The organism is Priestia sp. FSL P4-0332, from assembly GCF_038005845.1.
Taxonomy (GTDB): domain Bacteria; phylum Bacillota; class Bacilli; order Bacillales; family Bacillaceae_H; genus Priestia.
Genome location: NZ_JBBOUA010000001.1, coordinates 2,828,525 through 2,852,819, shown reverse-complemented (window position 1 = coordinate 2,852,819; position 24,295 = coordinate 2,828,525). Strand labels below are relative to the sequence as shown.

The window sequence follows — 24,295 nt, the reverse complement described above, 5'->3', positions numbered from 1 at the left end:
ACGCCGCTCAGTTGATGAGCGGCGTTTTTTGGTTTTTATTCTATCAACATAGAAGCGCCTTTTTTTTCACAAGCTTTTGCAAGGTTTTTGAGCAGCTGATTAAGAAACTCTTTGTCCATTTTAAGCCACTCTTCTTTTTGCAGCCCTTCTACGATATAGGAAGAAAAAACCCAGACGTCGTTTTTGATGGCAGAGCGATTTGTTTCAGCGATTACGGTTAATGCCTTAATGACAGCAGACATCACGGAAACATCTTCTTTTCCATAATGGCGAATTTGATAGAACGCTTTGTACAAATAATCCATAAAAGAAGGTTTTTCTAGCATCACTCGAATGCGTCCTGCTTCATCGCAATAATAAGGAGAAGAAGAATAGCTTTTTCCGAGTTTGATAAACACTTGCGTGAGCTGTTCAATGCAGTTAATAGCTGTTTCAGGATCATTAATAGCTGGTGAAATAGCTCTTAATGCAATTTCACTTAGCTTTTGAATACCTAATTTTACGTCTTGAATCGATTCTTGATCATTTGTAATAAACAAGCAATGAAGAAATTTTTCATGTTCTAACGTTTGGTTATGATTGATCACCGTTAACAGCGGCGTGTCTGCTTCTACATACTCACCGGGTGCTTTTTCGAGTTTAACAATGACATTTAGTTTGGATGCTAGTGTTGTTAAATGCTTTAGTTCGATATATTGAATATATCCTTGTTTGATACTTTTAATTTGAATCGTTTTTTTACTCCCAAAATCAAGATGTATTTCATTCTTTGATTCAGGGGTCTTTTGTTGTTCTAGCCGTCTCTCTTCAATAGTGATCATCGTTTTTTTTGCAATGTTTGAAATTAAATTTCCGACTTTAATCCAGTTGATGACGTGGTGAATCAAAAACACAAACATCCCTAAGCAAATGAATGCTACCACGATGGCTAATGAAGGAACAATAAAGGTATTACTGACTTGGTTGCTGCGAACTTGAATGAGCACTACAAGCACGTATACGTATCCACCGATAAAAGTGCCAAGCACGCGCTGAGTTTTGGCATCTGTATTAAAATTTTGAATCGTTCTAGGAGAAAACTGACCTACAAACGTAGTCAGTACCACTAAAACAGAAGAAAAGGTAATCGTCGTCATCGTTAATAAGGAATTTGATACTGAACTCAAAATAGTATGAGCAAGCTCTTTATCCGTTAGAAACACGGAAGGAACTAATTTTAACCATTGTTTATGAGCTGTTAAATATCGATCTAAAAATGTACTAATAGTGGCTAAAACAAAAGCAACAATTCCATATAAAGAAGGAGTGATCCAAAAATTAGCTTTTATTCGGTTTTGCTGTAGCTTTATTGACATAACGAAATCTCCCGTATCATGATTTAATAAGTTCGGCCTTCTTTTAGCATGGAGAAAAAAGTTAGTCATACTTATCCACCTATTATTACCCGCATCTGCATGTGAAAAACTTCTTTAAGAAAAGTTTTATCATTCATTTGTAAGGGGTAGAGATCAAAAAGGAGGGGAGAGCCGTGGCATTTGATTATTCACTTGACTTTGAGCATATCGATTTTAGAAAACATCCTGAAAAGTATAGAGTAGGAAAAGGAGAACAAGGAGTTCTCCTTGTTGAGCCATACAAAAGTGAAATTCTTCCTCATTGGCGTTTTCGAACACCTGAAATTGCTGAGGAATCCGCGGACGCCATTTATCAGCTTTTTTTAACCTACAAAGAAAAAAGCGATTTTGTTGGAATGGACATGGCCCGGAAATTTCTCCAAATGGGATACACGCGATCCAGGCGCTACGCGAACTACAAAGGCGGAAAGAAATACAGCAAAGACGGAGAGCGTAATGAACGGCAAATTGATGAACAAAAAGCAGAATCGGCGGCTATTTTTATGAAAAAATGGAAGGAGGTACGAGAGAATAAAGAGTACTTGACATTTAAAAAAGAGCATCAAAAAAAGTACGGATAATCAGCTGTTATCCGTACTTTTTTCCTTTGTTATTTCGATTCGTTTAATATGGTGATGTTCAATATCAATGACTTTAAATGAAAAACTTTCGTTTGTGATGCTGTCACCTTTAGCAAGATCAAACTTTTCGGTCAGCATCCAGCCGCCAATGGTATCAACGTCTTCTTGTTCAATATTTGTTCCGAGTAAATCGTTTACTTCTTCAATCAACACCTTCGCATCGAGTACGTAGTGATTTTCATTAATTTTGTGTACGTCCGGTATTTCATCATCATCAAATTCATCACGAATTTCACCAACAATTTCTTCTAAAATGTCTTCTACCGTTACAAGCCCTGTTGTTCCTCCGTACTCGTCTATTAAGATGGCCATGTGAATTCTGTCTTTTTGAATTTTAAGCAATAAGTCGTAAATGGCGATGGAATCAATGACTTGAATGATGGGTTTCATATACGTTTGCACGGTACGTGGTTTAATATCATCTTCTTTTATGTAATCCGCTAATATTTCTTTAATATTAACTAATCCCACCACTTGATCTTTGTTTCCATCTACAACTACTGGATAGCGAGTATATTGCTCTACTCTAGCCATTTTTAAGAATTCTTCTATCGTTTCCTCTGCTGATACGCTAACAATTTCCGTACGAGGCACCATGATTTCTTTAGCCGTACGATTATCAAATTCAAAAATATTATTCATGAACTTAAATTCCGATTGATTAATTTCACCGCTCTCATAGCTTTCAGATAAAATAATTCTAAGCTCTTCTTCACTATGAGCTACTTCATTTTCAGAAGCTGGCTTCAGGCCGAATAATCCGACAACGCCTCTTGCTGAGTGGTTTAAAAGCCAAATAAACGGATAAAGTAACTTAGAAAAAAGAATAAGAGGACGGGAAAATAACAGCGTGACTTGTTCGGCTTTTTGAATCGCCACTGTTTTGGGCGCAAGTTCTCCAGCTACCACATTTAAAAATGTGACAATCGAAAAAGCAAGAACAAAAGATATAACATGCGAAAGTGATGTAGCAAAAGGAAGCATGTCAATAAGCGGCTCTAATAAATGACCTACCGTAGGTTCACCTATCCAGCCTAGACCCAGTGCGGTAACCGTAATGCCCAGCTGTGTGGCTGAAAGATAACCATCTAAATTTGATACTACTTTTTTTGCTGCTAAAGCGTTCCGGTTTCCTTCTTCAATTAACTGGTCGATTCTAGTCGACCGTACCCTAATGACGGCAAATTCCGTTGCAACAAAAAAGGCTGTTAATATGATTAATACGATGAATAAAATGACATTTACTGTTTCCAAATTTATCTCCTTACCCCGTTGAAACGGATAAGGGAACACCTCCCTTTTCAAAGTTTGATGAGCTGATTTATATGGTAAATAAAGAATATCATGTATACTGTTCCCTTAATGTCCGTAGAAATAAACTTACCGAAAAGAAAGAGCATTTTTTAATAACCCGCAACATTTTTTGGCAGAAAAAGCGTAAACTAAACACTATAAAATGAATGAAAAGAGATAACGTGATACCTTTAAAAGGATGTAAATAGAAGTAGGAGTCGATTGTTTTTATGGAATTTTTTCTGACGATATTAGTGTTATTGGCTTTGATTGGTCTATCTAATATCATTAATCATTTTGTACCATTTATTCCTGTTCCATTAGTTCAAATAGCTTTGGGAGCAGGGCTTGCTATCTTGCCGTTTGGTGGAGATGTACATTTAGAGCCTGAGTTATTTTTTATTTTATTTATTGCCCCGCTATTATTTAATGATGGGAAAAACGTGTCAAGAGCTGCTCTTTGGAAGCTTCGTACACCTATTTTATTACTAGCGCTGGGACTGGTTTTTGTAACCGTGGCAGTAGGGGGATATCTAATCAATTGGCTCATCCCTTCCATTCCGTTACCGGCGGCATTTGCACTAGCCGCTATTTTGTCCCCAACAGATGTAGTGGCTGTTGGAGCTATGGCGAGCCGAGTGAAGCTGCCTAAGCGAATTATGCATTTGCTTGAAGGCGAAGGGCTGATGAATGATGCCTCTGGTCTTGTAGCGTTTCAAGTAGCAGTAGCTGCTACCCTGACGGGCGTCTTTTCGATAGTAGATGCTACATTTCAGTTCCTTTTGGTAGCGCTGGGCGGTTTGTTTGTAGGAACATTTATCGCTTTTCTGATTATCAGACTGCGTGTACTTGTTCGACGTTTAGGAATGGAAGATATTACGATTCATATGTTAATACAAATTCTAACTCCATTTGTTATCTTCTACATTGCTGAACATTTTCATTTATCAGGAATCTTGGCAGTTGTAGCAGGCGGCATTGTGCATGCGATTGAGCGCGACCGAGAGGAATCACCTAACCAGCAGCTTAAAGTAGTATCAAAAAGTACTTGGACGGTTATTTTATATTTGTTAAATGGCTTGGTGTTTGTACTGCTTGGTCTGCAAATACCTAAAGTGGCGAAAGCAATTATTCAAGATCCAAACTTTAATAATGGACAAGTGCTTTTTTATATTTTGATTATTACTGTCTTTTTGCTTGTACTACGATTTATTTGGGTGATGGTGTCATGGTCAGTAGGCTGGTATTACAAAAATAACAAGCATCTAAAACCTGAGCCTCGGTCTATTGGCATTATTACGGTTTCAGGTGTACGAGGAGCTGTTACGTTAGCCGGAGCGTTTTCGATTCCATATACGCTTGATAACGGCAGTGATTTTCCGGAACGCTCTCTGATTATTTTTCTAGCAGCAGGCGTTATATTGTTAACCTTAGTTGCGGCAAGTATTCTTTTACCTGTTATTGCGAAAACAGAAAAGGCGCCGAAGAAGCCTGAGCGCAATACAAAAGAGGTTAAAGCACGCATTAAAGTGCACAAAGCTGCTATTCAACGGTTAAAAAGAGAAATGACCGAGGAAAATCGTGGAGCAGCCCTTTCGTTAATTTCAACGTATAATACAACGATTAATAACATCATCGTTAAAACTCATCCTTTAGAAGTCTCTGAAAACAAACAGTATGAAGAAGAAATTCGATTGCTGGCTCTTCAGGCCAAGGGGAAATTGGTGGAAAAGCTATTAAAAGAGGAAAAAATAGACCGTGAGACAGCGTATATTTGTTTGGAACATACACACAAGCTTGAAATGGCTGTAACCAATCGTGTAAGGTACAAATTATTGGTGAGCTGGATGAGGTTTAAAAAAGTTTTATTATTACTAGTCCGAATTTTTTCACCGAATAAGCAGGCGTTAAGAAAACAAAGCTTGCGAAGAAGAAGCAAAGTGAACAAAGTACGTATTCAAATGATTGAAGAAGCGATAAAGGTCATTAAAGAAAATATGAACGAAGAAAATCGAATGATTTCACTTGCTATTATTAGTGAATACCATAGATCCATGGCAAGACTTAGAAAAGAGAGTACGGAGTACAATTCACGCAAACGTAAAAAAGCAACGAGAGATTTATGTTATAAAGCGTTTCATACCGAGCGGGAAACGGTGCAAGAACTTTATGAAAAAGGAGAAATTACGCGTGAAATCGCTCATAATATCCGAAAAGATATCGCTTTGCGTGAAGCATTAACAATTGAAGAAAATGGTTATTAAAAAGTCGCAGGGACTGATCTCTGCGACTTTTTTAGGAATGTTTTTCCAGTAAGCTTCATTCTATTGCTTTTCAAAAAGATAAAGCTTTCCGTTAACAGCAATATCAAACCGAGGCCCTTTAAAGCCGCGTTTTATAAGTTCTTTACGCATAAACTTCATAATGCCTCCGTGGCTGACAATCAGCAAATCGTCTTCTGACTCGGAAATAGCGCGATCCAGCACTGCTGCTACTTTTCTCTTAGTCTCGGCCATATCTTTACGAGCTTGTTTGTTGATAAGTCCGGATATGCGAAACAGTAAGGCCCAGAGGATAAAAGGAAGTTTGAATTTTAATGGAATAATAGGCATAGGTATTTCTCTAAGTTCCGGAAGAAGAGTGATCTCTTGTTTATAAATATGCTTTGCCGTTTTGTGTGCTCGCGGCATATCGCTTGAAAAACAGCGTTTCCATTCGATATTATTCAAATCAGTCTCTCCATACGTAATATCTGATTCATCATATTCCTGAAACCAAGCCACTAGTTCATTGGTGGATAAGCGGTGGTTTTCTGGAAGCCCTTTGTTTACTTTGTAATGACGTACTAATGCTACTTTCATTGTATGATCTCCTTAAAAGCTAAGCGCCAAAAACATATACTCGGCGCAGCTTGATTTTCTTACTGAACGTTATTTTCATCATGCTGCACCTCCTTTCAAATATTTGTAAAAACAGTATAAAATGGATTGAGAAAATTGTAAATACGGCATAGAAGAATATTTTGAGATAGAATAACTGGAAAATGAAACCTTTTCACAACATAAAACGTATTACTTATAGATAATTCAAACAAATTGAAATACATATAAAAGGGTGGATTACAATGATGGATACAGAGAGAAAAGTGAACATCAGAGAAGAGTTTGGAACTTTATTTGCACAAGGGGATTTTAAGGAGCTTTATGATTGTGTAAGCGAAGAATTTAAACGTCAAGTTTCGCTTCAGCAATTTTTGGAGCAGAGCAAATTGTTTAATCAAGGAGAACAGTTCTACAGACTAGAAACAAATCTCTATTTAACTCCTCACATTGAGCAGTTTATTTGGTTAAATTCCACGCAGACAAAAGCCATCAGCGTTATGTTTGATGAACATAACATTATACAAGCACTTGTGATTGCTCCTATAGAATCATTTTCAGAGAGAGATCGATGGAGTACAAACAAATATACGATGCCGATTCAAAGTGAATGGTTTGTCTATTGGGGAGGAAAGCATGAGGTGTTGAACTATCACCATCCAGTCGAAAACGAAAGGTATGCGTATGATTTAGTCGTGCGAAAAGGAAAGCAAAGCTATAAAAATGATGGAATGAAAAACGAAGATTACTATGCCTATGGAAAAAAAGTTGTAGCTCCGCTAAAAGGAGTCGTCGTTTCAGCAGTTGATGGACAAGAAGATAATGAAATTGGGCACACGAATAAAAAAAGTCCTTTTGGAAATCACGTTATCATTGAGCATGAAGGAAAAGAATACAGTGTGATTGCACATTTGAAGAAAGGGTCGGTTTCTGTGAAAAATGGAGACGTGGTTCGTAAAGGAACGCTGCTCGGAAGGTGTGGAAATTCCGGGAATTCGTCAGAGCCACACATTCATTTTCACGTCATGGATGCTTCTGACATCGAAACTTCAAAAAGTTTGCGAATTCAGTTTCATACGGCTGTTGAACCGATTCGCGGAGATACGGTTATTCCATTTTTCTATTGATTAAAAAGCCATAGCGTTTGCTGTGGCTTTTTATGCAGGGCTTTCCTCAAATATAAAGTCAAGCAGCCGTTGAAACAAGTAAAGGATAATGGCTACGGTTATCATGACAAGGAAAAGCCCAAAATGACTGATATCATACAGATTATAAAGCCCAATTTTAGCGAGAAAAGGAACAATAACATAACCATGAATCAAATCCAAAATAATGTTAACAATTATGTACAAGATAAACCCGGGATATGTAAGGTAAAAGACAAAGATCGTAATCACAATATGAAGGCAATAAATCGTTGCTCCCATGCTAGTAAGAAAAAATACGTTTTCTTGAACCGTCCACCAGTGCATTTTTTCCGCTACTTGATAGGCGATTGTCATCATTAATGCAGCAAATAACCCTACAGTAAAAAATCGTTTAACACGCTGTTTATCAAGCAGCAGCAGTAGAAACCATGGAATAACAAGAATCCCCCATAATATAATTTGATTCATTCATCTTCCCACCTTTTATTTATCAGTAGTTCTTAGTGTAAGAAAGAATTGTAAAAATATACATTTTATAAAGGAAACGTTTACAATGAGGTTTCTTATCTATATACTAATTCTTGAATACTTGTATACAAGTTGGCTAAGGAAGTGATGACACATTAAAAAGGTAACCTACCCGGAAAGATGGCTTCGCGGAGCCTCGCTGGGAGAACAAGTTGTAAGCAAATTAAGAATTCAAATTATGAGCGGCGAACTGAAGAAAGGAACCATACTATCAGAAAATCAGCTATCGGCAGAGTTTGGAATGAGCCGATCTCCTATAAGAGAAGCGCTGCGAATCCTTTCAAACGAAGGGCTCATCGACTTACAGCGAATGGGAGCAGTAGTTATTGGTTTAACAGCTAGAGATTTATACGAGCTGTACGATGTTCGTTTGCTTTTAGAACATTTTGTCTTAGAACGTTTATCTGAAGTCAATCATGATTCGCTTATTAAGAAGCTGGAGCAAAGCATTGATCAAATGAACATGGCAGCTAAATACGATGACTATGTAGAATTTGCTTATCAAGATTTGCGGTTTCATGAGCTCGTGATTATCGAAGCAGATCACAAGCGGATATTAAAATTGTGGGAAAGCATTCGTGAAATCATTTTAGCGGCTCTTTTAATTACTACTGAAAAAAGATTTCGAGATGACAAAAAAGCCGTGATGCCGCTGATTGAACAGCATCATGAAATGATTAAGGCATTAAAGTCTCAAAATATAGAACGTATTCAAGATGAAGTGAAGCGTCACTTTGAAGACACGCGAAATACGATAACAGCTTCACTTTTGAATGAAGCATAAAAAAGGGATAAAAGCTCCAAATGATTTTGAAGATTTTTATCTTCAACTTGTCGACAAGTATACAAAGGGGATGGAGAAATGAAAGCAGGTGTCTACGTTTCAGAAACAAAAGCCGTTATGCAGCAAAAAGCGAAACCGGTCATAAAAGAAGGAGAAGCGCTTGTAAAGGTATCTCATGCTGGAATTTGCGGAACGGATATGATGATTTATTTTGGAAAACACCCTAGAGCACAAGCGCCACTTATTATGGGACATGAATTCAGCGGAGTTATAGAGGAGATCCAAGGGGAAACGGAATTTTCTTTAGGTGACCGCGTAGCAGTTGAGCCTACGCTTAGCTGCGGAACTTGCGAAGCCTGTGTAAGAGGGCAGTTTCACGTTTGTAAGAAGTTAAAATTAATTGGGATTGATCAAGATGGAGGGTTCGCGCAGTACGCAGCTGTTCCAGTGAGCCGTCTTCACCTATTGCCAGAGAATCTGTCCAGCGCACACGCAGCTCTTGCAGAACCCGTAGCCGTTGCCGTACATACAGTGCGACGCTCGCGGTTGAAAGTAGGAGACCAAGCTGTCATTTTAGGAGCAGGACCTATTGGACTGCTGATCGGGATGATTGCGAAACGAGCAGGAGCAAAAAAAGTAATGATCTCAGATATTAGTTCTTACCGCTTAACTAAAGCAAAAGAACTTGGCTTTATACCAATTGATGCAATGAAAAAAGACGTCGTAAAAGAAGTGCGTTTGCTTACGAATGACGTCGGTGCAGACGTTGTATTTGAAGTAGCTGGAAATCAAATTACAGCAAAACAAATGGTTGAAACAAGCCGTATTCAGGGAGAGATTGTGGTGGTGAGCGTATACAAAAAAGCTCCAGAAGTAGATTTAGCAGTGATGCACTTTAAAGAAATTTCATTAACTACAACGAGATGTTATACAAAGGAAGATTTTCAGACGGCTATTGATTTACTGGCAAGCGGTGAAATAGCAGCAGATTCTTTAATTTCTCATAAGCTGCCGCTTGAAGATATTCAAGCGGGGTTTGAGTTTATGCAGCGGCCTGATGAATCACTTAAGGTTTTATTTGTACCAAACGGAGAGGAGAATGAACAATGACAGTAGATTTATTTTCTTTAGATGGTAAAGTAGCAGCGATTACGGGGGCAACAAGAGGAATTGGAAGGTCAATGGCGATTGCTTTGGCAGAAGCAGGTTCGGATATCGCTCTGCTGCAGCGATCAAAGGAGTTTCTTGGAGTAAAAGAAGAAATTGAACGTCTCGGAAGAAAATGTTTTATTGTTAATTGTGATCTAGAAAATGCTTCTGAAGTAAGCGAAGCGATCTCATCGGTTGTTGCTTATTTTGGCAAGCTCGATATTTTAGTGAACAATGCTGGCATTCAAAGACGTTCACCCGCTGTAGACTTTGCAGAAGAAGATTGGGATGCTGTTATGAATGTTAATTTAAAAACCGTATGGTTGTTATGTCAGCAGGCGGGCCGACAAATGCTTAAACAAGGAAGCGGAAAAATCATTAATATGGCATCTTTGCTTTCTTACCAAGGAGGTATTACCGTTCCGGCCTATGCTGCAGCAAAAGGCGGAGTTGCTCAGCTTACAAAGGCTTTATCTAATGAATGGGCAGCAAAAGGCGTAAATGTTAATGGAATTGTACCAGGGTATATTGCTACTGATATGAATGAAGCGCTTATTAACGATGAAACGCGCAGCAGACAAATCATTGAACGTATTCCCGCAGGCAGATGGGGGCAAGCAAATGATTTTAAAGGAGCGGTTGTCTTTTTAGCATCTGATGCATCTGCTTATATTCATGGGCACTTACTTGCCGTAGACGGAGGCTGGCTAGGAAGATAACGCATGAATGAACGAATTTTTTCATATCATGAACAAACTTAATTAAAAGGAGCGTTCTTGGTATGAAAAGGTGGATGTTAAATGTGGGTATTGCTGTCACAGTGCTTATAACTGCTTGGACGGTGTATACAAAGCCTGAAGAGAAAGAAGTTTCGCTATTTTCTTACGATCAGCCTTCTATAGTTGTTCAAAAAGAAAGCACAGACTTTGAAAAAGCGTTAAAAGCTTTTTTGACGCAGCATGGCTTTCAAGAAGTTAGGGTGCTGAACAACTATGCGGAAGCTCAAGTTCTGGTTCTTCTGCCCCGCGAACACCTTTCTTCCCATAAGAAAAGAGAAATTCAGCAGATGGTAAATCAACTTGCCAAACAGTATCACGTTAATCCTAATGTAGTTAATGTTCAGTTATATGAAAAAAAGTAAAAAGCCTTTTATCAAGGGAAATCCCCCTCGATAAAAGGCTTTTATTACTCTTTTTTCTTCTCTTGTTCAGCGAGCTCTTCTTGTCTTTTAAAATGTGATTTTCCTAACGCATACACAAAACTAAAAAACAAAGGAAGTAAAATAGTCAGCAGCAAAAGGCGGGTAAGCATATCGCCCAAATCATTTCTCGTTAAGTAAATATTAATAGCTGCAATGACAATATAAATAAAAATACCGAGGTTTCGTAAAAATCTCTTTAGCATAGATGCATTCATTTTTTTCACCTTACTTTTATATACTCACATTTTAAGGTAAAGGAAACGATTCATAAAAGCAACCTATTTACTACAAAGCAAGAAGGAATATAGGAATTTATAATGAATATTTATAGGTTGCCTGAAAATCATGGGAATAAAAATCCTAACATGCAACCGTTTTATAAAGCTGCCCGCTCCGAGTACACTGAGTGCACCGAGTCAGCTATAAACAGCTGCCTTCTCTTCAATCAGCTTTATTTCTTAAAAAGGTAAGGTGATGAGATGAAAAGAGTACTGGTAATGGGCGTTTCTCCAGGAGTAGGAAAGTCTACATTTGCCAAGAAATTAGGGGAAAAGCTTGATCTAGAAGTATATCATTTAGACAGTCTGTATTGGCAGCCTGGCTGGACGGAAAGAGACAATGATAGCTTTAGAGAATTGCAGGAGCACATTGTAAAAAAAGACAGCTGGATTATCGACGGAAACTACAGCAATTCGTATGACCTGCGAGTGAAGCGTGCAGATACCATTATTTATTTAGAGCTGCCGCTAATCGTTTGTGTGTACCGAGTAATAAAGCGGAGAATCGTATATGCAAGAAAAACGCGTGAAGATATGGCAAAAGGATGTCCTGAAAAAGTAGATTGGTCATTTTTTACGTTTATTCTTACTACGTATCGAGAGCGGCAAAAAAAGATGAGAAACCGGTTTAAAAAGCTTAAAAATGATGAGGATTGCAAGGTTTTTATGCTGATGAACAGAAAGGACATCGAGAACTATATACAAAACCTATAGGGGGAGTATGAGGTGAATTTTGAACAAAAATAGCCACGTAACAAGTTCGCTTGTTACGTGGCTTTATTAAAAAAACAATCATTCTTGCGTAATCTTCAACATTCCTTTTTCGTCGAGCGCAACCGTTAGAGAATGATTGACCTTTGCCATTAATGGATGAATTTCAGAGTCTCGGTTCGAAAAAAACCACCGCCTTTTAGGCGTACCTACAAGAAAAAACGCACTGCCGCTTCCTAAAAAATTAAAGGTCTCGTTTAATAGCCTGTTGTTGCGCACGGTGATACCGGAGTTAATAAGCTGTGTCCCTACAGAGTGGACATGAGGAGTTGTCAAGTTGATTTCTCCTATGCTTAAAATCGACTTAGAAGAAAAGGGGTCCTTGGATGACGGGCAGTCCGAATGTCTTGAAATATATTCAACAATATTATGAGCAGGGTCTTCAAAATAAAAGGAATGAGCATCAAATGCTTCAAAATAAATCTCATCTTTCTTCTCTTCTGTATTGAGGAAGACTATCTGAGTAGCCCATTGCTTTGCTTCCATAAAGCGGTTTGCTGGAATATTAAAAGCAAAATGGTAAAAGGGCTTCGTATGTAGAGAACTTTCTTTAAAGGTTAGCTCACTTTCACCAACCTTGATGGAAAAAGAACGCGGTGAAGCGGCGGTTAATGGAAAATCGAGAGAATTTACATAAAAATCCTTCATTGTGTCCAATAAGTGGGTGTACAGGACAGCTTGATTAATAATCATAAACCATTCCTCCTCGTTTAAGCGTTGTCTAAAATGGTATTACACAAATCTTTCGCTCTCTTTTTGATTACTTCTTTTCCAGCGAAGCTGAAAAGAGCCTTTATGCTCGGAGCCTACAAAATTAATACGATATCTTCTCGTTTTTTCAGGTGTTAAATAAAGAGAGTTATTAGTCATTTCAAAAAATCGTGTCTGTTTTGGATCTTCTACGTACAGGGACAGGTCTCCGCTTTTGGTGTTTTTAGATAGCGTAAAAGCGTAGGTTACGCCTTTTTTGAGTTTAATGCTCCGGGAGTAGCGGCCCGTAAAGCTGTCGTATTCTCCAAAGAAAACCTCACTTCGTTCCTTTTTTATTTTGCCTCCTACAATTTGATTTTCCTGACCGTTAAAGTTAATAAGTAAAAAAGCGATAAGAACAATAAGAAAACTATATTTAAACATAAAAACCTCCATCTACTAAATTATAGATAGTTTTGGATTTCGTCAAATAGTGTTATAGTTTAAAAGGGAAAAATTAACAAAAATGAATTATCTTTTTGCATGTTACGTCTAACAGAAAGGAGAAAAGAATTGACTCAGCGTTTTTATCTTTTAGCAGCAAGTCAAGTAACCGCAAATGTAGGTTTTGTTCTTTATACAATGGCCGTCACTTATGAGAATCATCAGGCTAACGGATCTGATGGAGCATGATATAAAAGAGCTGTTAATAGAAAGCCAGGAGGAAGGCTTTTTCTTTCTTACAAAGCTAGTAGCGGAGTATAAAAACGGGCAAAACGTATTTAACAAAACGGGCGAAAGATTGTGGGGAGTTTACGGTGAACAAAACAAATTAATTGGCGTAGCCGGCCTTAATCAAAATTCTTACAGCCAGTATGCTAACGCTGGAAGAGTAAGGAGATTTTATGTTTCAGCTCAATTTCGCAGAAAGGGTATAGACAAGCGACTTTTAAAAGCAGGCATTCACTATGCGGAGAATTCTTACGACAGCCTCGTTCTCTATACAGATACGGACGAAGCGAAGTTATTTTATGAACGAAACGGTTTTAAACGCGTATACAATCAGCATAAAATCACTCATGAATATAAACTGAAAAATGTTCATTAATCAAACTATTGGATGTTTAATTCAATTAGGGCATTAAAATAGTATACCAATAACGCTCAGAAAAAATCTGAGCGTTATTAGCATGCATCAGTCGAACCCGTTACTCTTTTTAGTTTGCTTTTTTAAGTTTAAGAGCTGTTTTAGCAGCAGGGCTTTTTTTAACAATATACAAACCGCTAAAAATAATAAGTCCTCCAAGCAGCTGCATAGCATTGATGGTCTCTCCAATAGCTACAGCAGCAAAAACAACGGCGAACAAAGGAATAACATACATGTAAACCATTACTTTTGTAGAGCCAATTTTTCCAATTCCTACATACCACATCACCAGTCCGTACACCGTCACGAACAAAACAGAGTATGCCAGAGAGCTCCAGCTGCCTATATCTGTTGGCCAGATAAGTGTTTGATAGGTGAAAAGACAGTAGACAGTAAGCGGAATAGCTCCGATTAAAGCAGACCACGCAGTCACGCGCAAAGCAGAATATTTTACAACTAAAGGTTTTGCTAAAATCGGGTACCAGCCCCAAGAAATGGCTGCCACAATCCCCATGATGTTTCCGAACCATGCAAGCTGCGACAGTGCATGACTAGAGTGACCAAACAGCAGTACAAACGCAGCCCCGAAAAAAGCAAGCACAGAGCCTAGCTGTGTTTTTAACGAAAAAGCTTCATGCTTATATAATATAGCTAAGATTCCTGTAAAAATAGGAGACATCGAAATAAGTAAAGAAGCATTTGTAGCTGTTGTATACTTAACAGATACCATAAACAGCGTTTGATAGAGCGTAACGCCTACTATGCTGACCGCTATTAAACGTCCCCAGTCTTTTTTTTCGATACGAATGCCTCGCTCTATTATTCCTGTAATAAGTAAAAGAATAGGAGCAACCATTATAAAACGCAGTGCGCTAAATTGAATGGAAGACATATGAGCAACTCCAAATTTTCCGATTGTATAATTGGCTCCCCAAATTAACGCAACGGATAATAATATCCATTCCAGCCAGCCTTTTTTCATGTAATCACCTCGAATAAGTATAGAAACTAAATAAGTGCGAATATCCTTAGTTACAAAGTATACAGGAAGAAATTATGTAAAAGGCCAGCCAATTTAGCTATTTTTATCTCATCCACTTGTTTTTAATACAAACAAAAAAGCAGCTGCATTAGCTGCGTTCATGACTGTTATCCACATTGTTCTATCTCATCTAATCGCACAAGTTCGACTTTAAAAGCATGATCAATCGGTCGGATTTCACAGTATCCTGAATCATATACGTGAATCAGTACAAAGCGTTTTCCTTTATATAATACTTCTTTGTAGGCTGTCACGAGATACACCCTTTCTTTTCATAGGTTTGTTTTTCATTCTATGAACAAAAAACGGCGTAATTGCCTAATATAAAAAGAATTTTTAAGGTGGATAAAATTGCTTGGCAAAACGAGTTCGCTTATACTGTACTGTGATTCTATTTGCGTATAAGTTCTAATTACTAGAACAGCTTTAGCATATGGACAACGAAACAAAACAGCAGTACATAAGGAGCAGCATATGGATATTAACTATTTATATACATTCAAAGAAGTAGCGAAGTGGGGGAGCTATACACGAACGGGCGAGGAGTTAGGGTATGCTCAGTCAAGCGTTACCACTCATATAAAAAAATTAGAGGATCATTACGGTCAAAAACTATTTGAACGAACTGGACAAAAAATGAAGCTGACTCAGCCTGGTGAAGAATTGCTTTATTATGTGAATCAAGTAACCGAGTTATTAAATGAAGCAAAAGAGCGCCTTACTACGAACGAAGATGCTAGAGGAACCGTTTCAATAGGAACCGTGGAGTCGCTGGCCGCCTATTTTATTACACCGTATATTCGTGAATTAAAAAAGCAGCACCCTTCTCTAAAGATTATGCTAGAAGCGGGTTTATGTCCAAATTTAACACAAGGAATTATTGACGGAAAGTATGATGTAGCCGTTTTGCTTGATCGCCTTCAAACATCTTCAAGTTTAGAAGTGATTCCTATTCGAAAAGAAAACATGGTTATGATTGCTTCGTCTTCTCATTCTTTTAGTAAAAGAACCAGCGTTCTAATGGAAGAGTTTGAGGGAGAGACCATTATTTTAACTGAGAGCGGCTGCCCTTATCGCACGCTTTTAGAAGAGATGATGCGCAGCAGCGGTATTCATATGCAATCGGTCATCTCGTTTAGCAGTCTTGAAGCGATTAAACAGTGCGTAGCGGATAATTTAGGTATTGCTCTTGTACCGGAAATAGCGGTAAAACAAGAGATGGAAAGCGGAAAATTGATTAAAATCCCGTTTGACCACGAAGAGTTTTATCTTTATTCACAGCTCATATTCAAAAAGAAAAAGTGGCTGACGGCACCCATTCAACAATTTATTTCACTTGTTCAAGAAGGTTATCAAAAATATTGATAATAGATATAGAGAATCTTCAATAATGATGAAGTTGTTTTCGTGCTACACTTTTTATAAAACATGAAACTAGAGGTGTAGAACATGAATATATTTTTGCAGCACAATCCTACAAAATTATACTTTGGAGAAAATCAAATTACGAAGCTATCGCAAGAGCTTGCTTCTTATCATAAACAAGTAAACGTTCTGTTAGTATATGGAGGAGGAAGTATCAAACGAAATGGCGTATACGACGAAGTGAAAGCTGAACTTCAGTCTATTAACGCGGTTGTTCACGAGCTGTCTGGTGTAGAACCTAATCCTCGTTTGACTACGGTAGCTAAAGGCGTTGACATATGTAAAAAAGAAAACATTGGTTTTCTCTTAGCCGTTGGGGGAGGAAGTGTAATCGATTGTACAAAAGCTATTGCAGCTGGAGCCGTGTATGAAGGAAATACATGGGATTTAATTACACGTAAAAAAGAGATTACAGATGCGCTTCCTTTTGGAACGGTATTAACACTTGCAGCAACAGGATCTGAAATGAATTCAACTTCTGTTATTACAAATTGGGAAACAAAAGAAAAGCTAGGTTGGACGTCTTCTCACGTATTTCCCGTCTTTTCTATCTTAGATCCGGCGTACACATTTTCAGTGCCGCGCGATCAAACCGTCTATGGAATTGTTGACAGTATGTCGCATGCGCTTGAACACTATTTTCATCGCACGGAAAATACGCCGATGATCGACGGCTTTATTGAATCTTTACTAAGAACGGCTGTACAAGAAGGTCCTAAGCTTCTTAAAGACCTGACTTCTTATAAGTATCGTGAAACGATGATGTATATCAGCACGACGGCGTTTAACGGAAGCTTAGCAAACGGAACGGACGGGGGAGACTGGGCTACTCATCGTATTGAACATGCTCTGTCGGCCGTATATGATATTCCCCACGGAGGCGGTCTCGCTATCTTGTTCCCTAACTGGCTGGAGCACGTTTTAAAAGAAGATCCTTCTCGTGTAAAACAATTGGCTGTAAACGTATTTGGCATTGATCCAGCGGGAAAAAGCGATGAAGAAACAGCAATGGAAGGAGCAAAAGCGCTTCGCACTTTCTGGAATGACTTAGGAGCCCCGAACAGCTTGCGTGACTATGATATTGATGATTCTGAATTTGATGCGATTGTTGAAAAGACCTTTGTAAAACCAGGTGTTGGAACTTATAAAGAGCTTGATTATGCGAGCGTTCGAGATATTCTAGAAAGATCCAAATAAAAAAGACGAGCTGCCTGCTCGTCTTTTTTATATGTACTCAATAATCCATTAGAAAATAAAGAAAAAGAAAAAAGCACAGCACGATGCATCCTGCTCCTACCGTTATTTCGGAAAATCCTTGAATAAACGTACTTTTAGGACTGCCTCCTTCATTTTGCAACTGAAATACACGTTTTCTTTTGCGCTCATGTACGATTACCAACGAACCAAAAGCAACCGATAATAAGGTAAAGAGCGGCACCGCGATTAAAAACAGCTTAATAGAATACGTCCAGTACGATATGTACAGCATATAATACATTGCGCCAGTACTCAGGGCAAAGAATGTTAAAGAAAATACAAACCACTTAGTAAAAGGGTTTTTGCTCATGAATTGTTCACTTCCTTATATCAAGTTCTTCTATGATCTAGATAATAAAAGCCGTCTACCATTTTACCAAAACTTTTTAGTACGTTCTATCGATTGTATCGATTGATCACGAACGCGTGCATATCGTTGGCCACGAAATTTTATCAAGAGGATTAGAAGAAGACGGAAGTATTATACCGCCTTTTAAAATGTTTGAAGCTGCTCAAATAAGAAATAAAACCTTCGCTCTTGACCGAGCCTGCCGCTTAGAAGTTGTAAAAAATGCTAGTATTATTGATCGTCAGCTGATTTTTATTAACTTTATTCCTACAGCAATATATAATCCTGAGCATTGCTTGGCATCTACATTTACGTTAATCCAAGAATTGAATATAAAACCCGAGCAAATAGTGTTTGAAGTGATTGAAACGGAGGATGTTCAAGATATTGAGCATTTAAAAAACATTTTGAATTATTATCGCTCCCACGGATTTAAATATGCTTTAGATGACGTAGGAGTTGGTTATAACACGCTGAATCGGCTTTTAGAAGTGGAGCCTGACATCGTGAAATTGGCATTTGAATTCACAAACGGAGTCAGTAAGAATGAGAAACAGAAAAAAGTGGCCCAAGAGATGTTAACTATCACCCATAGAATGGGGGCGAAGGCTCTTGCAGAAGGGGTAGAAACAGAAGAAGATTTAAAATGCCTGATAGAGATGGGCTATGATTTGTTTCAAGGGTATTATTTTGCAAAGCCTCATCCTGAACCGTTAAAAGAGATTCATTCTATTTACGTTTAGTAACAAAAAGCAGAAGAAGAGCAACTTCTGCTTTTTGTATGAATGAAAGTAAGAATACTCAAAAAATAAACAATTCACTTTCATTTTGCTAAATAGTTTACAGAGAAAGGGAAGTGCTATAAGATGATAAATATTAATTCTTAGTATTTCTATCAGAAAAGGAGTGGATGATTTGGCACAAACGTTGCACTCATCATATAAATCGAAGTCAACCACTGTTGTAACAGAATTAAGCCCTATGCAAAAGCCATTATTTGCAGGAGGGGTTATAGCAGCAGTTATTTTGCTTCTTGCGATTGTGCTCACGACTAACTGGACGCAAGGTGTGTTATTTATTATTGGCCTAGCGTTAGGGATGACGCTTCTGTACGCACGCTTTGGCTTTACATCAGCATTTCGCCGACTGGTATCTGTCGGAAATGTTCAAGGTTTACAGGCGCATATGCTTATGCTAGCGATTGCTTCAACGCTGTTTGCTATCATTTTAAGTACAGGCTTTAGCTTTACAGGCGTAACGCCAAAAGGATATGTTTCACCTGTAGGAGTCAGCGTGATAGTTGGTTCGTTTATGTTTGGAATTGGCATGCAGCTAGGAAATGGATGTGCCTCAGGAACGCTGTATTCGTTAGGCGGCGGCTCTTCTTCCATGATTTTAACGCTTTTATCCTTTATTGTAGGTTCTATGTTCGGGGCGTATCATTTGCCATTTTGGCAAAAACAACCTTCGCTTCCCCCTATTTCATTAGCTGAATCGACAGGCCTTGGTTATTTTGGTGCTTGGATTGTACAGCTTATCGCGTTCGCAGCGATTTACTGGATTACGATTCAAATTGCGAAAAAGAAAAATCCGCCTATGATGAAGCAGCTTCCTACGACAAAAGGGTGGAAAAAGATCATTCGCGGCTCTTGGCCTCTATTTACTGCGGCGATTGTGCTGGCTGTATTAAATGCATTGACGCTGGCTGTAAGAGGAAATCCTTGGGGCATTACTTCTGCCTTTGCTTTATGGGGCGGAAAAGCGATGATGGCAGCTGGAATAGATGTATCAAGCTGGGGATTTTTCCAAGGTGCAAATGGAGAAGCGCTAACGCAAAGTGTATTAGCGGACTCTACTAGCGTGTTAAACTTTGGGATCATCCTCGGAGCTTTCATTTCAGCGACGGCGCAAGGAACGTTCAAACCAGGGAAAATTAAGCCCGGCGTCGCAGGAGCAGCTGTTGTTGGCGGCCTTTTAATGGGGTATGGTGCGCGTCTTGCTTTTGGCTGTAACATCGGCGCTTACTTTGGCGGCATTGCCTCATTTAGTCTTCACGGATGGGTATGGATGGTTATGGCGATGCTTGGCACAGGCGTAGCACTATTTATCCGACCGTTATTTGGACTCAAAAACCCTAAATCTAATGATTCGATTTGTTAAGTGTAGATAAAACCTTCTTTGCATGAGCAAAGGAGGTTTTTATTTTAGGTGATGTTTGGAATCGCTGTGCTATTTTGTGAATCACTTGAAGTTTAGTACAGCTCATCAGTTTTCTCCGCAGCGTTTGCGCTACTTTTCTCTTAGCTAAAATCTCTTGTTCTAACCCAAAAAGAATATAAAAACTTCCTTTTTTTATGAAATTTTCACTTATTTTGCCGATATAACAGGAAGATTGTATGTATTTGGCGAAATGTACATTAAACACCATGTCCAAACACAGTTATTAAAACGTAAAAAGGGGTTTTAACGTTACATGAACAAGTATTTAAAAAAAGCTGTTATTTATGGAAGTTTGTGTTTTTTACTGGGAGCATGCGGAGGAGCAGGAGAACAAACATCTTCTGAACCACAGAAAAAAGAAGAAGCTGTAAAATCTAAAGAAGCTGTAAAATCTAAAGAAGCGACAAAAAAAGAAAAAAAAGAGGGCATTAATACAACCATTAAAATTAGCGCAGCGGGAGATTTTACTTTAGGGAATGATGAAAGCTTCAGCTATGATTCTACTTTTAATGACGTAGCGGCAAGAAATGGCCTTCCGTATTTTACGCAAAATGTAAAGTCGATTTTTGAACAAGATGATTTAACAACGGTTAACTTAGAAACGACGCTGACAAATGCGACCGAAAAAGCAAGTAAAACATTTCGTTTTAAAGGTGACCCTTCTTTTGTGAATATTTTAAAACAAGGAAGTATTGAAACCGTTAACTTAGCTAATAATCATACACGTGATTATTTACAGCAAGGATATGATGATACAAGAGAGAACTTAAAGAAAAGCGGAATAGGCTATTTTGGCTATGAAGATACATACATCACAACGGTAAAAGGAGTCAAAGTAGGATTGCTTGGATATCCGGGCTGGGATGACACCAAAGAAATAAGAAGTCAGATTAAAGACGGAATTAAGTCTTTAAAAGAAAAAGGCGCTAAAATTATCATTGTGCATTTTCACTGGGGATCTGAGCGACACTATGTTCCTGATACAGCGCAGCAAGCATTGGCGAAATATACAATTGATAACGGAGCAGACTTGATTTTAGGTCATCATCCTCACGTTGTTCAAGGAATTGAAGAGTACAAAGATAAATTTATTGTCTATAGCTTAGGAAACTTTATGTTTGGCGGAAACAAAAATCCAAGTGATAAAGATACATTTGTATTTCAGCAGACGTTTACGATTAAAGATGGAAAGCTAACGACTAATAAAGACATCAACGTCATTCCATTCCGTATTTCTTCCACAACGGCGCGAAACGACTACCGACCTACGCCTTTAACAGGAGCGGAAAAGGACCGAGTGAAAAATAAACTGATTGATGTCTCCAATCAAATCAAACAGGAAAAATGGACGGTTTACGATGAAGATAGTAAATGAAGCTCTCAGCATTGAGAGCTTTTTTTTATAAAATAAAGCGAAAATAACCAAAAAAATGATATAATGTAAAAAAATAGATTAAAGGTGGAATTATGGTTAATATAGGTGATATTATTTTTCAAATTCTTATGCTGCTTATCCTGATAGGAATAGCAGGAGTAATAATTGCATTTATTATAGGCTTAAAAAGGTTGATTCAAAAGCAGGGGGCAAATGAAAAAAGGCTTCAGCGCATGGAGCAAAAGTTAGATGATATGCTGAAAAACAAAGAGTCTTGACTATACAGAAGCACTGTCAATCCATCAGTGCTTCTGCACTTGACATTTTATAAAAAAGCAGTAAGATATGTATACATCATTCATATAGGGAGGAAGTTACATGGCAAAGTCAAAAGCAAAAAAAATGCGTGATAAAATGACGCGTGAAGGAAAGCGAAATCCAGAATTAAACCGCAGCCTGTTTGTATTTGCAGACATGGACACGCGCAAAACCAAAACAAAGAAGGAAAAACTTCAGCACCAGCATACAAAACATAAAAAACGATTATCAGACGGAGCGTACAGTACCGGAGATGATCGTTTTTTTATTGCGTTTCATACATCTGCAAAATGAAAAAAGAGCTTTTTGACTATCCATCTTCACTTTGCCCAAACATTTTTACTGTAAACTTTCAGAAAAAACCCTTATGATAGGAAAAGAAGGGGATGAACTAAGAATGCTTACGATTGAAAAAGTACCTAAAAACCAAGCGGGCGTTTTGCAAAATTTGTATTCTCTTTATCTCCACGATTTATCTGCGTATACACCTTCTTTAGATATTCGCGAAGATGGAGCTTTCCATTTTGAAGAGCTGCCTCTGTTTTGGAAAGTAGAAGGCCTCTCGCCATACTTTATTAAAGTAGATGATAAGCTGACGGGCTTTTTTTTACTTCTTGAACAGCCCGCACTTCAGCAAGAAGCAGATTACTGCATCAATGATTTTTTTATCTTAAACAAATACCGAGGGCAGGGCATCGCTTCCAAAACGATAAAAGACATTTTCTCTCATCGAAAAGGAACATATATGATTATTGAGCTTGCAGGCAATAAGCGGGCTATTTCATTTTGGAAACATATTTATAAAAGCTTACATATTTCCTTTCAAGAAAAGAAAATTGAACTTGACGGAGAGCCAACTCTTATTCAAACATTTAGTGTGTAAAACCCTTCTGAAAAACGGAAGGGTTTTTATTAAACTAAATATTAACAATTTTCAACAAATTATGTATAATTAAAGATGCTTGTCGACATTTATTCACAGGAGTATTCCTGTAAAGGAGGAGTAAAATGAAAGCGTTATCTAATTTCTTTACGGCGCTTGTGCAGCGTTTTTTACCTGATCCGTTTGTGTTTGCTTTAATCCTGACGCTGATTTTATTTGTATCAGGTATTGTTTTTACTCCTCACGGGCCGATTGAAATGGTTCAGTTTTGGGGAAGTGGATTTTGGAACCTTTTGGCATTTGCGATGCAAATGAGTTTAGTGCTTGTCACGGGACATGCGCTTGCCAGCTCGCCGCTTGTAAAGAAGTGGCTTGTGAACATAGCACTGTTAGCCAAAACTCCGGCGCAAGGGGTAATTCTTGTCACGCTTGGCGCAGCTATGGCCTGTATGATTAACTGGGGGTTTGGCTTAATTGTAGGTGCGCTGTTTGCGAAAGAAGTAGCGAAACGCGTGCCGGGATCTGATTACCGGTTTTTAATTGCCTGTGCCTACATAGGGTTTTTAACATGGCACGGAGGCTTGTCAGGTTCGATTCCTCTTGTCGCTGCTACACCTGGAAACCCAATGGAAAAAACGGCTGGACTTATTCCGCTGTCAGACACGATTTTTACAGGCTACAACTTATTTATTACCCTCGCATTATTAATTGTCCTTCCTATTATGACAAGACTGATGATGCCGACGGGAAAAGAAGTGGTAGAAATTGATCCAAGACTGTTGGCAGAAGATGAAATGGCTCCGGCTACAGTTGTTGAGACATCTTCTTCTAAGCCAACATTTGCTGTACGCATGGAGAACAGCAGGTTTTTAAGTCTGACGATTGCGCTGCTTGGGTATTCATATTTAATTTATTATTTTGCTACAAACGGCTTTAAAATGGATATTAACACAGTGAATTTATTATTTTTCACGACGGGTATTTTGCTTCACCGCACGCCTTTATCCTATATGAATGCCGTTTCTAATGCTGCGAAAGGAACCGCTGGGATTGTGATTCAGTTTCCATTCTACGCAGGTATTCAAGGCATGATGGAGCTATCAGGCTTAGGCGGGAAGCTAACGAACGCATTTATCTCGATTTCAAATGAAACGACATTTCCGTTTCTTGCGTTTTTAAGTTCTGGCGTTGTGAACTTTTTTGTTCCGTCAGGAGGAGGACACTGGGTTGTACAAGGACCTTTTATTATGCCGGCAGCTGAACAGCTCGGCGTAGATCCGGGAGTCGCTGCGATGGCCATTGCCTACGGAGAAGCATGGATGAATATGGCGCAGCCGTTTTGGGCACTGCCTGCACTAGCTATCGCAGGGCTCGGAGCACGCGATATAATGGGCTACTGCGTGACGACCTTAATTGTATCAGGCTTTATTTTTGCTATAGGACTAACGTTTTTCTAATACGAAAAGGTCAGCTGAAAAGCTGACCTTTTTTCATTATTTTCTTCTTTCCAAGCGTATCTATCT

General features: G+C 38.4%; 28 protein-coding genes. 18 read left to right on the top strand and 10 right to left on the bottom strand.

Annotated features, from left to right (window positions below; genetic code table 11):
• Nucleotides 1–35: 35 nt before the first annotated feature.
• The gene (locus MKY06_RS14520; RefSeq protein WP_013057524.1) at nt 36–1,424 is read right to left on the bottom strand and encodes a DUF2254 domain-containing protein; all 1,389 of its coding nucleotides are present in this window, start codon (nt 1,422–1,424) and stop codon (nt 36–38) included.
• A gap of 104 nt (nt 1,425–1,528) precedes the next feature.
• Here MKY06_RS14520 and MKY06_RS14515 point away from each other — a divergent pair, with 104 nt between their 5' ends.
• Entirely contained in the window at nt 1,529–1,975 is a 447-nt protein-coding gene (locus MKY06_RS14515; protein ID WP_013057523.1) for a DUF4385 domain-containing protein, read from the top strand.
• Here MKY06_RS14515 and MKY06_RS14510 read toward each other — a convergent pair whose 3' ends face one another.
• Entirely contained in the window at nt 1,976–3,289 is a 1,314-nt protein-coding gene (locus MKY06_RS14510; RefSeq protein WP_013057522.1) for a hemolysin family protein, read from the bottom strand.
• 269 nt (nt 3,290–3,558) lie between these two features.
• Between MKY06_RS14510 and MKY06_RS14505 the strand changes: the two genes are divergently transcribed.
• Complete coding sequence (locus tag MKY06_RS14505; protein WP_289915166.1) at nt 3,559–5,592, top strand: Na+/H+ antiporter; 2,034 nt, start codon at nt 3,559–3,561, stop codon at nt 5,590–5,592.
• A 60-nt stretch (nt 5,593–5,652) separates the two neighbouring features.
• Here MKY06_RS14505 and MKY06_RS14500 read toward each other — a convergent pair whose 3' ends face one another.
• Nucleotides 5,653–6,189, bottom strand: a complete 537-nt coding sequence (locus MKY06_RS14500; RefSeq protein ID WP_013057520.1) for a histidine phosphatase family protein — start codon at nt 6,187–6,189, stop codon at nt 5,653–5,655.
• A 263-nt stretch (nt 6,190–6,452) separates the two neighbouring features.
• Between MKY06_RS14500 and MKY06_RS14495 the strand changes: the two genes are divergently transcribed.
• A complete protein-coding gene (locus MKY06_RS14495; protein WP_098322366.1) occupies nt 6,453–7,334 on the top strand; it encodes a M23 family metallopeptidase in 882 nt (293 codons plus the stop codon).
• Nucleotides 7,335–7,364: 30 nt separating this feature from the next.
• Here MKY06_RS14495 and MKY06_RS14490 read toward each other — a convergent pair whose 3' ends face one another.
• A complete protein-coding gene (locus MKY06_RS14490; protein ID WP_098322367.1) occupies nt 7,365–7,823 on the bottom strand; it encodes a hypothetical protein in 459 nt (152 codons plus the stop codon).
• Nucleotides 7,824–8,022: 199 nt separating this feature from the next.
• Between MKY06_RS14490 and MKY06_RS14485 the strand changes: the two genes are divergently transcribed.
• The 4 genes from MKY06_RS14485 (at nt 8,023) to MKY06_RS14470 (ending at nt 10,957) form a co-directional block, all read left to right on the top strand.
• Complete coding sequence (locus tag MKY06_RS14485) at nt 8,023–8,667, top strand: GntR family transcriptional regulator (RefSeq protein WP_155660373.1); 645 nt, start codon at nt 8,023–8,025, stop codon at nt 8,665–8,667.
• 78 nt (nt 8,668–8,745) lie between these two features.
• Nucleotides 8,746–9,777, top strand: a complete 1,032-nt coding sequence (locus MKY06_RS14480; protein WP_064471797.1) for a zinc-dependent alcohol dehydrogenase — start codon at nt 8,746–8,748, stop codon at nt 9,775–9,777.
• On the top strand, nt 9,774–10,535 hold the full coding sequence (locus tag MKY06_RS14475) for a glucose 1-dehydrogenase (protein WP_013057515.1): 762 nt from the start codon (nt 9,774–9,776) through the stop codon (nt 10,533–10,535). Before MKY06_RS14480 ends, MKY06_RS14475 begins: the two co-directional genes overlap by 4 nt.
• 62 nt (nt 10,536–10,597) lie before the next feature.
• Nucleotides 10,598–10,957: a hypothetical protein gene (locus MKY06_RS14470; protein WP_029322406.1), complete on the top strand. Its 360-nt coding sequence runs from the start codon at nt 10,598–10,600 to the stop codon at nt 10,955–10,957.
• Nucleotides 10,958–11,001: 44 nt separating this feature from the next.
• Here the strand turns inward: MKY06_RS14470 and MKY06_RS14465 are convergent, their stop codons facing one another.
• Complete coding sequence (locus MKY06_RS14465; protein WP_029322404.1) at nt 11,002–11,232, bottom strand: hypothetical protein; 231 nt, start codon at nt 11,230–11,232, stop codon at nt 11,002–11,004.
• 264 nt (nt 11,233–11,496) lie between these two features.
• Here MKY06_RS14465 and MKY06_RS14460 point away from each other — a divergent pair, with 264 nt between their 5' ends.
• On the top strand, nt 11,497–12,009 hold the full coding sequence (locus MKY06_RS14460; protein ID WP_029322402.1) for a topology modulation protein: 513 nt from the start codon (nt 11,497–11,499) through the stop codon (nt 12,007–12,009).
• Between the two features lie 78 nt (nt 12,010–12,087).
• Here MKY06_RS14460 and MKY06_RS14455 read toward each other — a convergent pair whose 3' ends face one another.
• Complete coding sequence (locus MKY06_RS14455) at nt 12,088–12,759, bottom strand: glyoxalase (protein ID WP_289915153.1); 672 nt, start codon at nt 12,757–12,759, stop codon at nt 12,088–12,090.
• A gap of 39 nt (nt 12,760–12,798) precedes the next feature.
• Nucleotides 12,799–13,200: a hypothetical protein gene (locus MKY06_RS14450; RefSeq protein ID WP_098278025.1), complete on the bottom strand. Its 402-nt coding sequence runs from the start codon at nt 13,198–13,200 to the stop codon at nt 12,799–12,801.
• Nucleotides 13,201–13,438: 238 nt separating this feature from the next.
• Here MKY06_RS14450 and MKY06_RS14445 point away from each other — a divergent pair, with 238 nt between their 5' ends.
• Entirely contained in the window at nt 13,439–13,864 is a 426-nt protein-coding gene (locus MKY06_RS14445) for a GNAT family N-acetyltransferase (protein WP_228540821.1), read from the top strand.
• Nucleotides 13,865–13,973: 109 nt separating this feature from the next.
• On the opposite strand, the gene MKY06_RS14440 is transcribed toward MKY06_RS14445, so the two are convergent.
• Together MKY06_RS14440 and MKY06_RS14435 are read right to left on the bottom strand one after the other, a co-directional pair.
• On the bottom strand, nt 13,974–14,885 hold the full coding sequence (locus tag MKY06_RS14440) for a DMT family transporter (protein WP_053487388.1): 912 nt from the start codon (nt 14,883–14,885) through the stop codon (nt 13,974–13,976).
• A gap of 167 nt (nt 14,886–15,052) precedes the next feature.
• Nucleotides 15,053–15,199: a hypothetical protein gene (locus tag MKY06_RS14435; RefSeq protein WP_013057506.1), complete on the bottom strand. Its 147-nt coding sequence runs from the start codon at nt 15,197–15,199 to the stop codon at nt 15,053–15,055.
• Between the two features lie 220 nt (nt 15,200–15,419).
• On the opposite strand from MKY06_RS14435, the gene MKY06_RS14430 reads away from it, so the two are divergent.
• Together MKY06_RS14430 and MKY06_RS14425 are read left to right on the top strand one after the other, a co-directional pair.
• Complete coding sequence (locus MKY06_RS14430) at nt 15,420–16,310, top strand: LysR family transcriptional regulator (protein ID WP_053487387.1); 891 nt, start codon at nt 15,420–15,422, stop codon at nt 16,308–16,310.
• Between the two features lie 84 nt (nt 16,311–16,394).
• Complete coding sequence (locus MKY06_RS14425; protein ID WP_013057504.1) at nt 16,395–17,567, top strand: iron-containing alcohol dehydrogenase; 1,173 nt, start codon at nt 16,395–16,397, stop codon at nt 17,565–17,567.
• 37 nt (nt 17,568–17,604) lie between these two features.
• On the opposite strand, the gene MKY06_RS14420 is transcribed toward MKY06_RS14425, so the two are convergent.
• Nucleotides 17,605–17,937, bottom strand: a complete 333-nt coding sequence (locus MKY06_RS14420; RefSeq protein ID WP_013057503.1) for a hypothetical protein — start codon at nt 17,935–17,937, stop codon at nt 17,605–17,607.
• A 116-nt stretch (nt 17,938–18,053) separates the two neighbouring features.
• Between MKY06_RS14420 and MKY06_RS14415 the strand changes: the two genes are divergently transcribed.
• The 7 genes from MKY06_RS14415 to MKY06_RS14385 all read left to right on the top strand — a co-directional run bounded on the left by MKY06_RS14415 (nt 18,054) and on the right by MKY06_RS14385 (nt 24,229).
• Nucleotides 18,054–18,719: an EAL domain-containing protein gene (locus tag MKY06_RS14415; RefSeq protein WP_223268891.1), complete on the top strand. Its 666-nt coding sequence runs from the start codon at nt 18,054–18,056 to the stop codon at nt 18,717–18,719.
• 172 nt (nt 18,720–18,891) lie between these two features.
• The gene (locus MKY06_RS14410) at nt 18,892–20,136 is read left to right on the top strand and encodes a YeeE/YedE family protein (RefSeq protein WP_053487386.1); all 1,245 of its coding nucleotides are present in this window, start codon (nt 18,892–18,894) and stop codon (nt 20,134–20,136) included.
• A gap of 313 nt (nt 20,137–20,449) precedes the next feature.
• Nucleotides 20,450–21,571 (top strand): CapA family protein, encoded by a 1,122-nt coding sequence (locus MKY06_RS14405; RefSeq protein WP_098322368.1) that lies wholly within the window; start codon nt 20,450–20,452, stop codon nt 21,569–21,571.
• A 92-nt stretch (nt 21,572–21,663) separates the two neighbouring features.
• Nucleotides 21,664–21,849, top strand: a complete 186-nt coding sequence (locus MKY06_RS14400; protein ID WP_013057499.1) for a DUF4083 family protein — start codon at nt 21,664–21,666, stop codon at nt 21,847–21,849.
• Nucleotides 21,850–21,949: 100 nt separating this feature from the next.
• Nucleotides 21,950–22,183, top strand: a complete 234-nt coding sequence (locus MKY06_RS14395; protein WP_013057498.1) for a hypothetical protein — start codon at nt 21,950–21,952, stop codon at nt 22,181–22,183.
• 103 nt (nt 22,184–22,286) lie between these two features.
• Nucleotides 22,287–22,772 carry a GNAT family N-acetyltransferase gene (locus MKY06_RS14390; RefSeq protein WP_098322369.1) on the top strand — a complete coding sequence of 162 codons (486 nt, stop codon included), beginning with the start codon at nt 22,287–22,289 and terminating at the stop codon, nt 22,770–22,772.
• A gap of 125 nt (nt 22,773–22,897) precedes the next feature.
• Entirely contained in the window at nt 22,898–24,229 is a 1,332-nt protein-coding gene (locus tag MKY06_RS14385; RefSeq protein WP_029322379.1) for a TIGR00366 family protein, read from the top strand.
• Nucleotides 24,230–24,295: the final 66 nt, after the last annotated feature.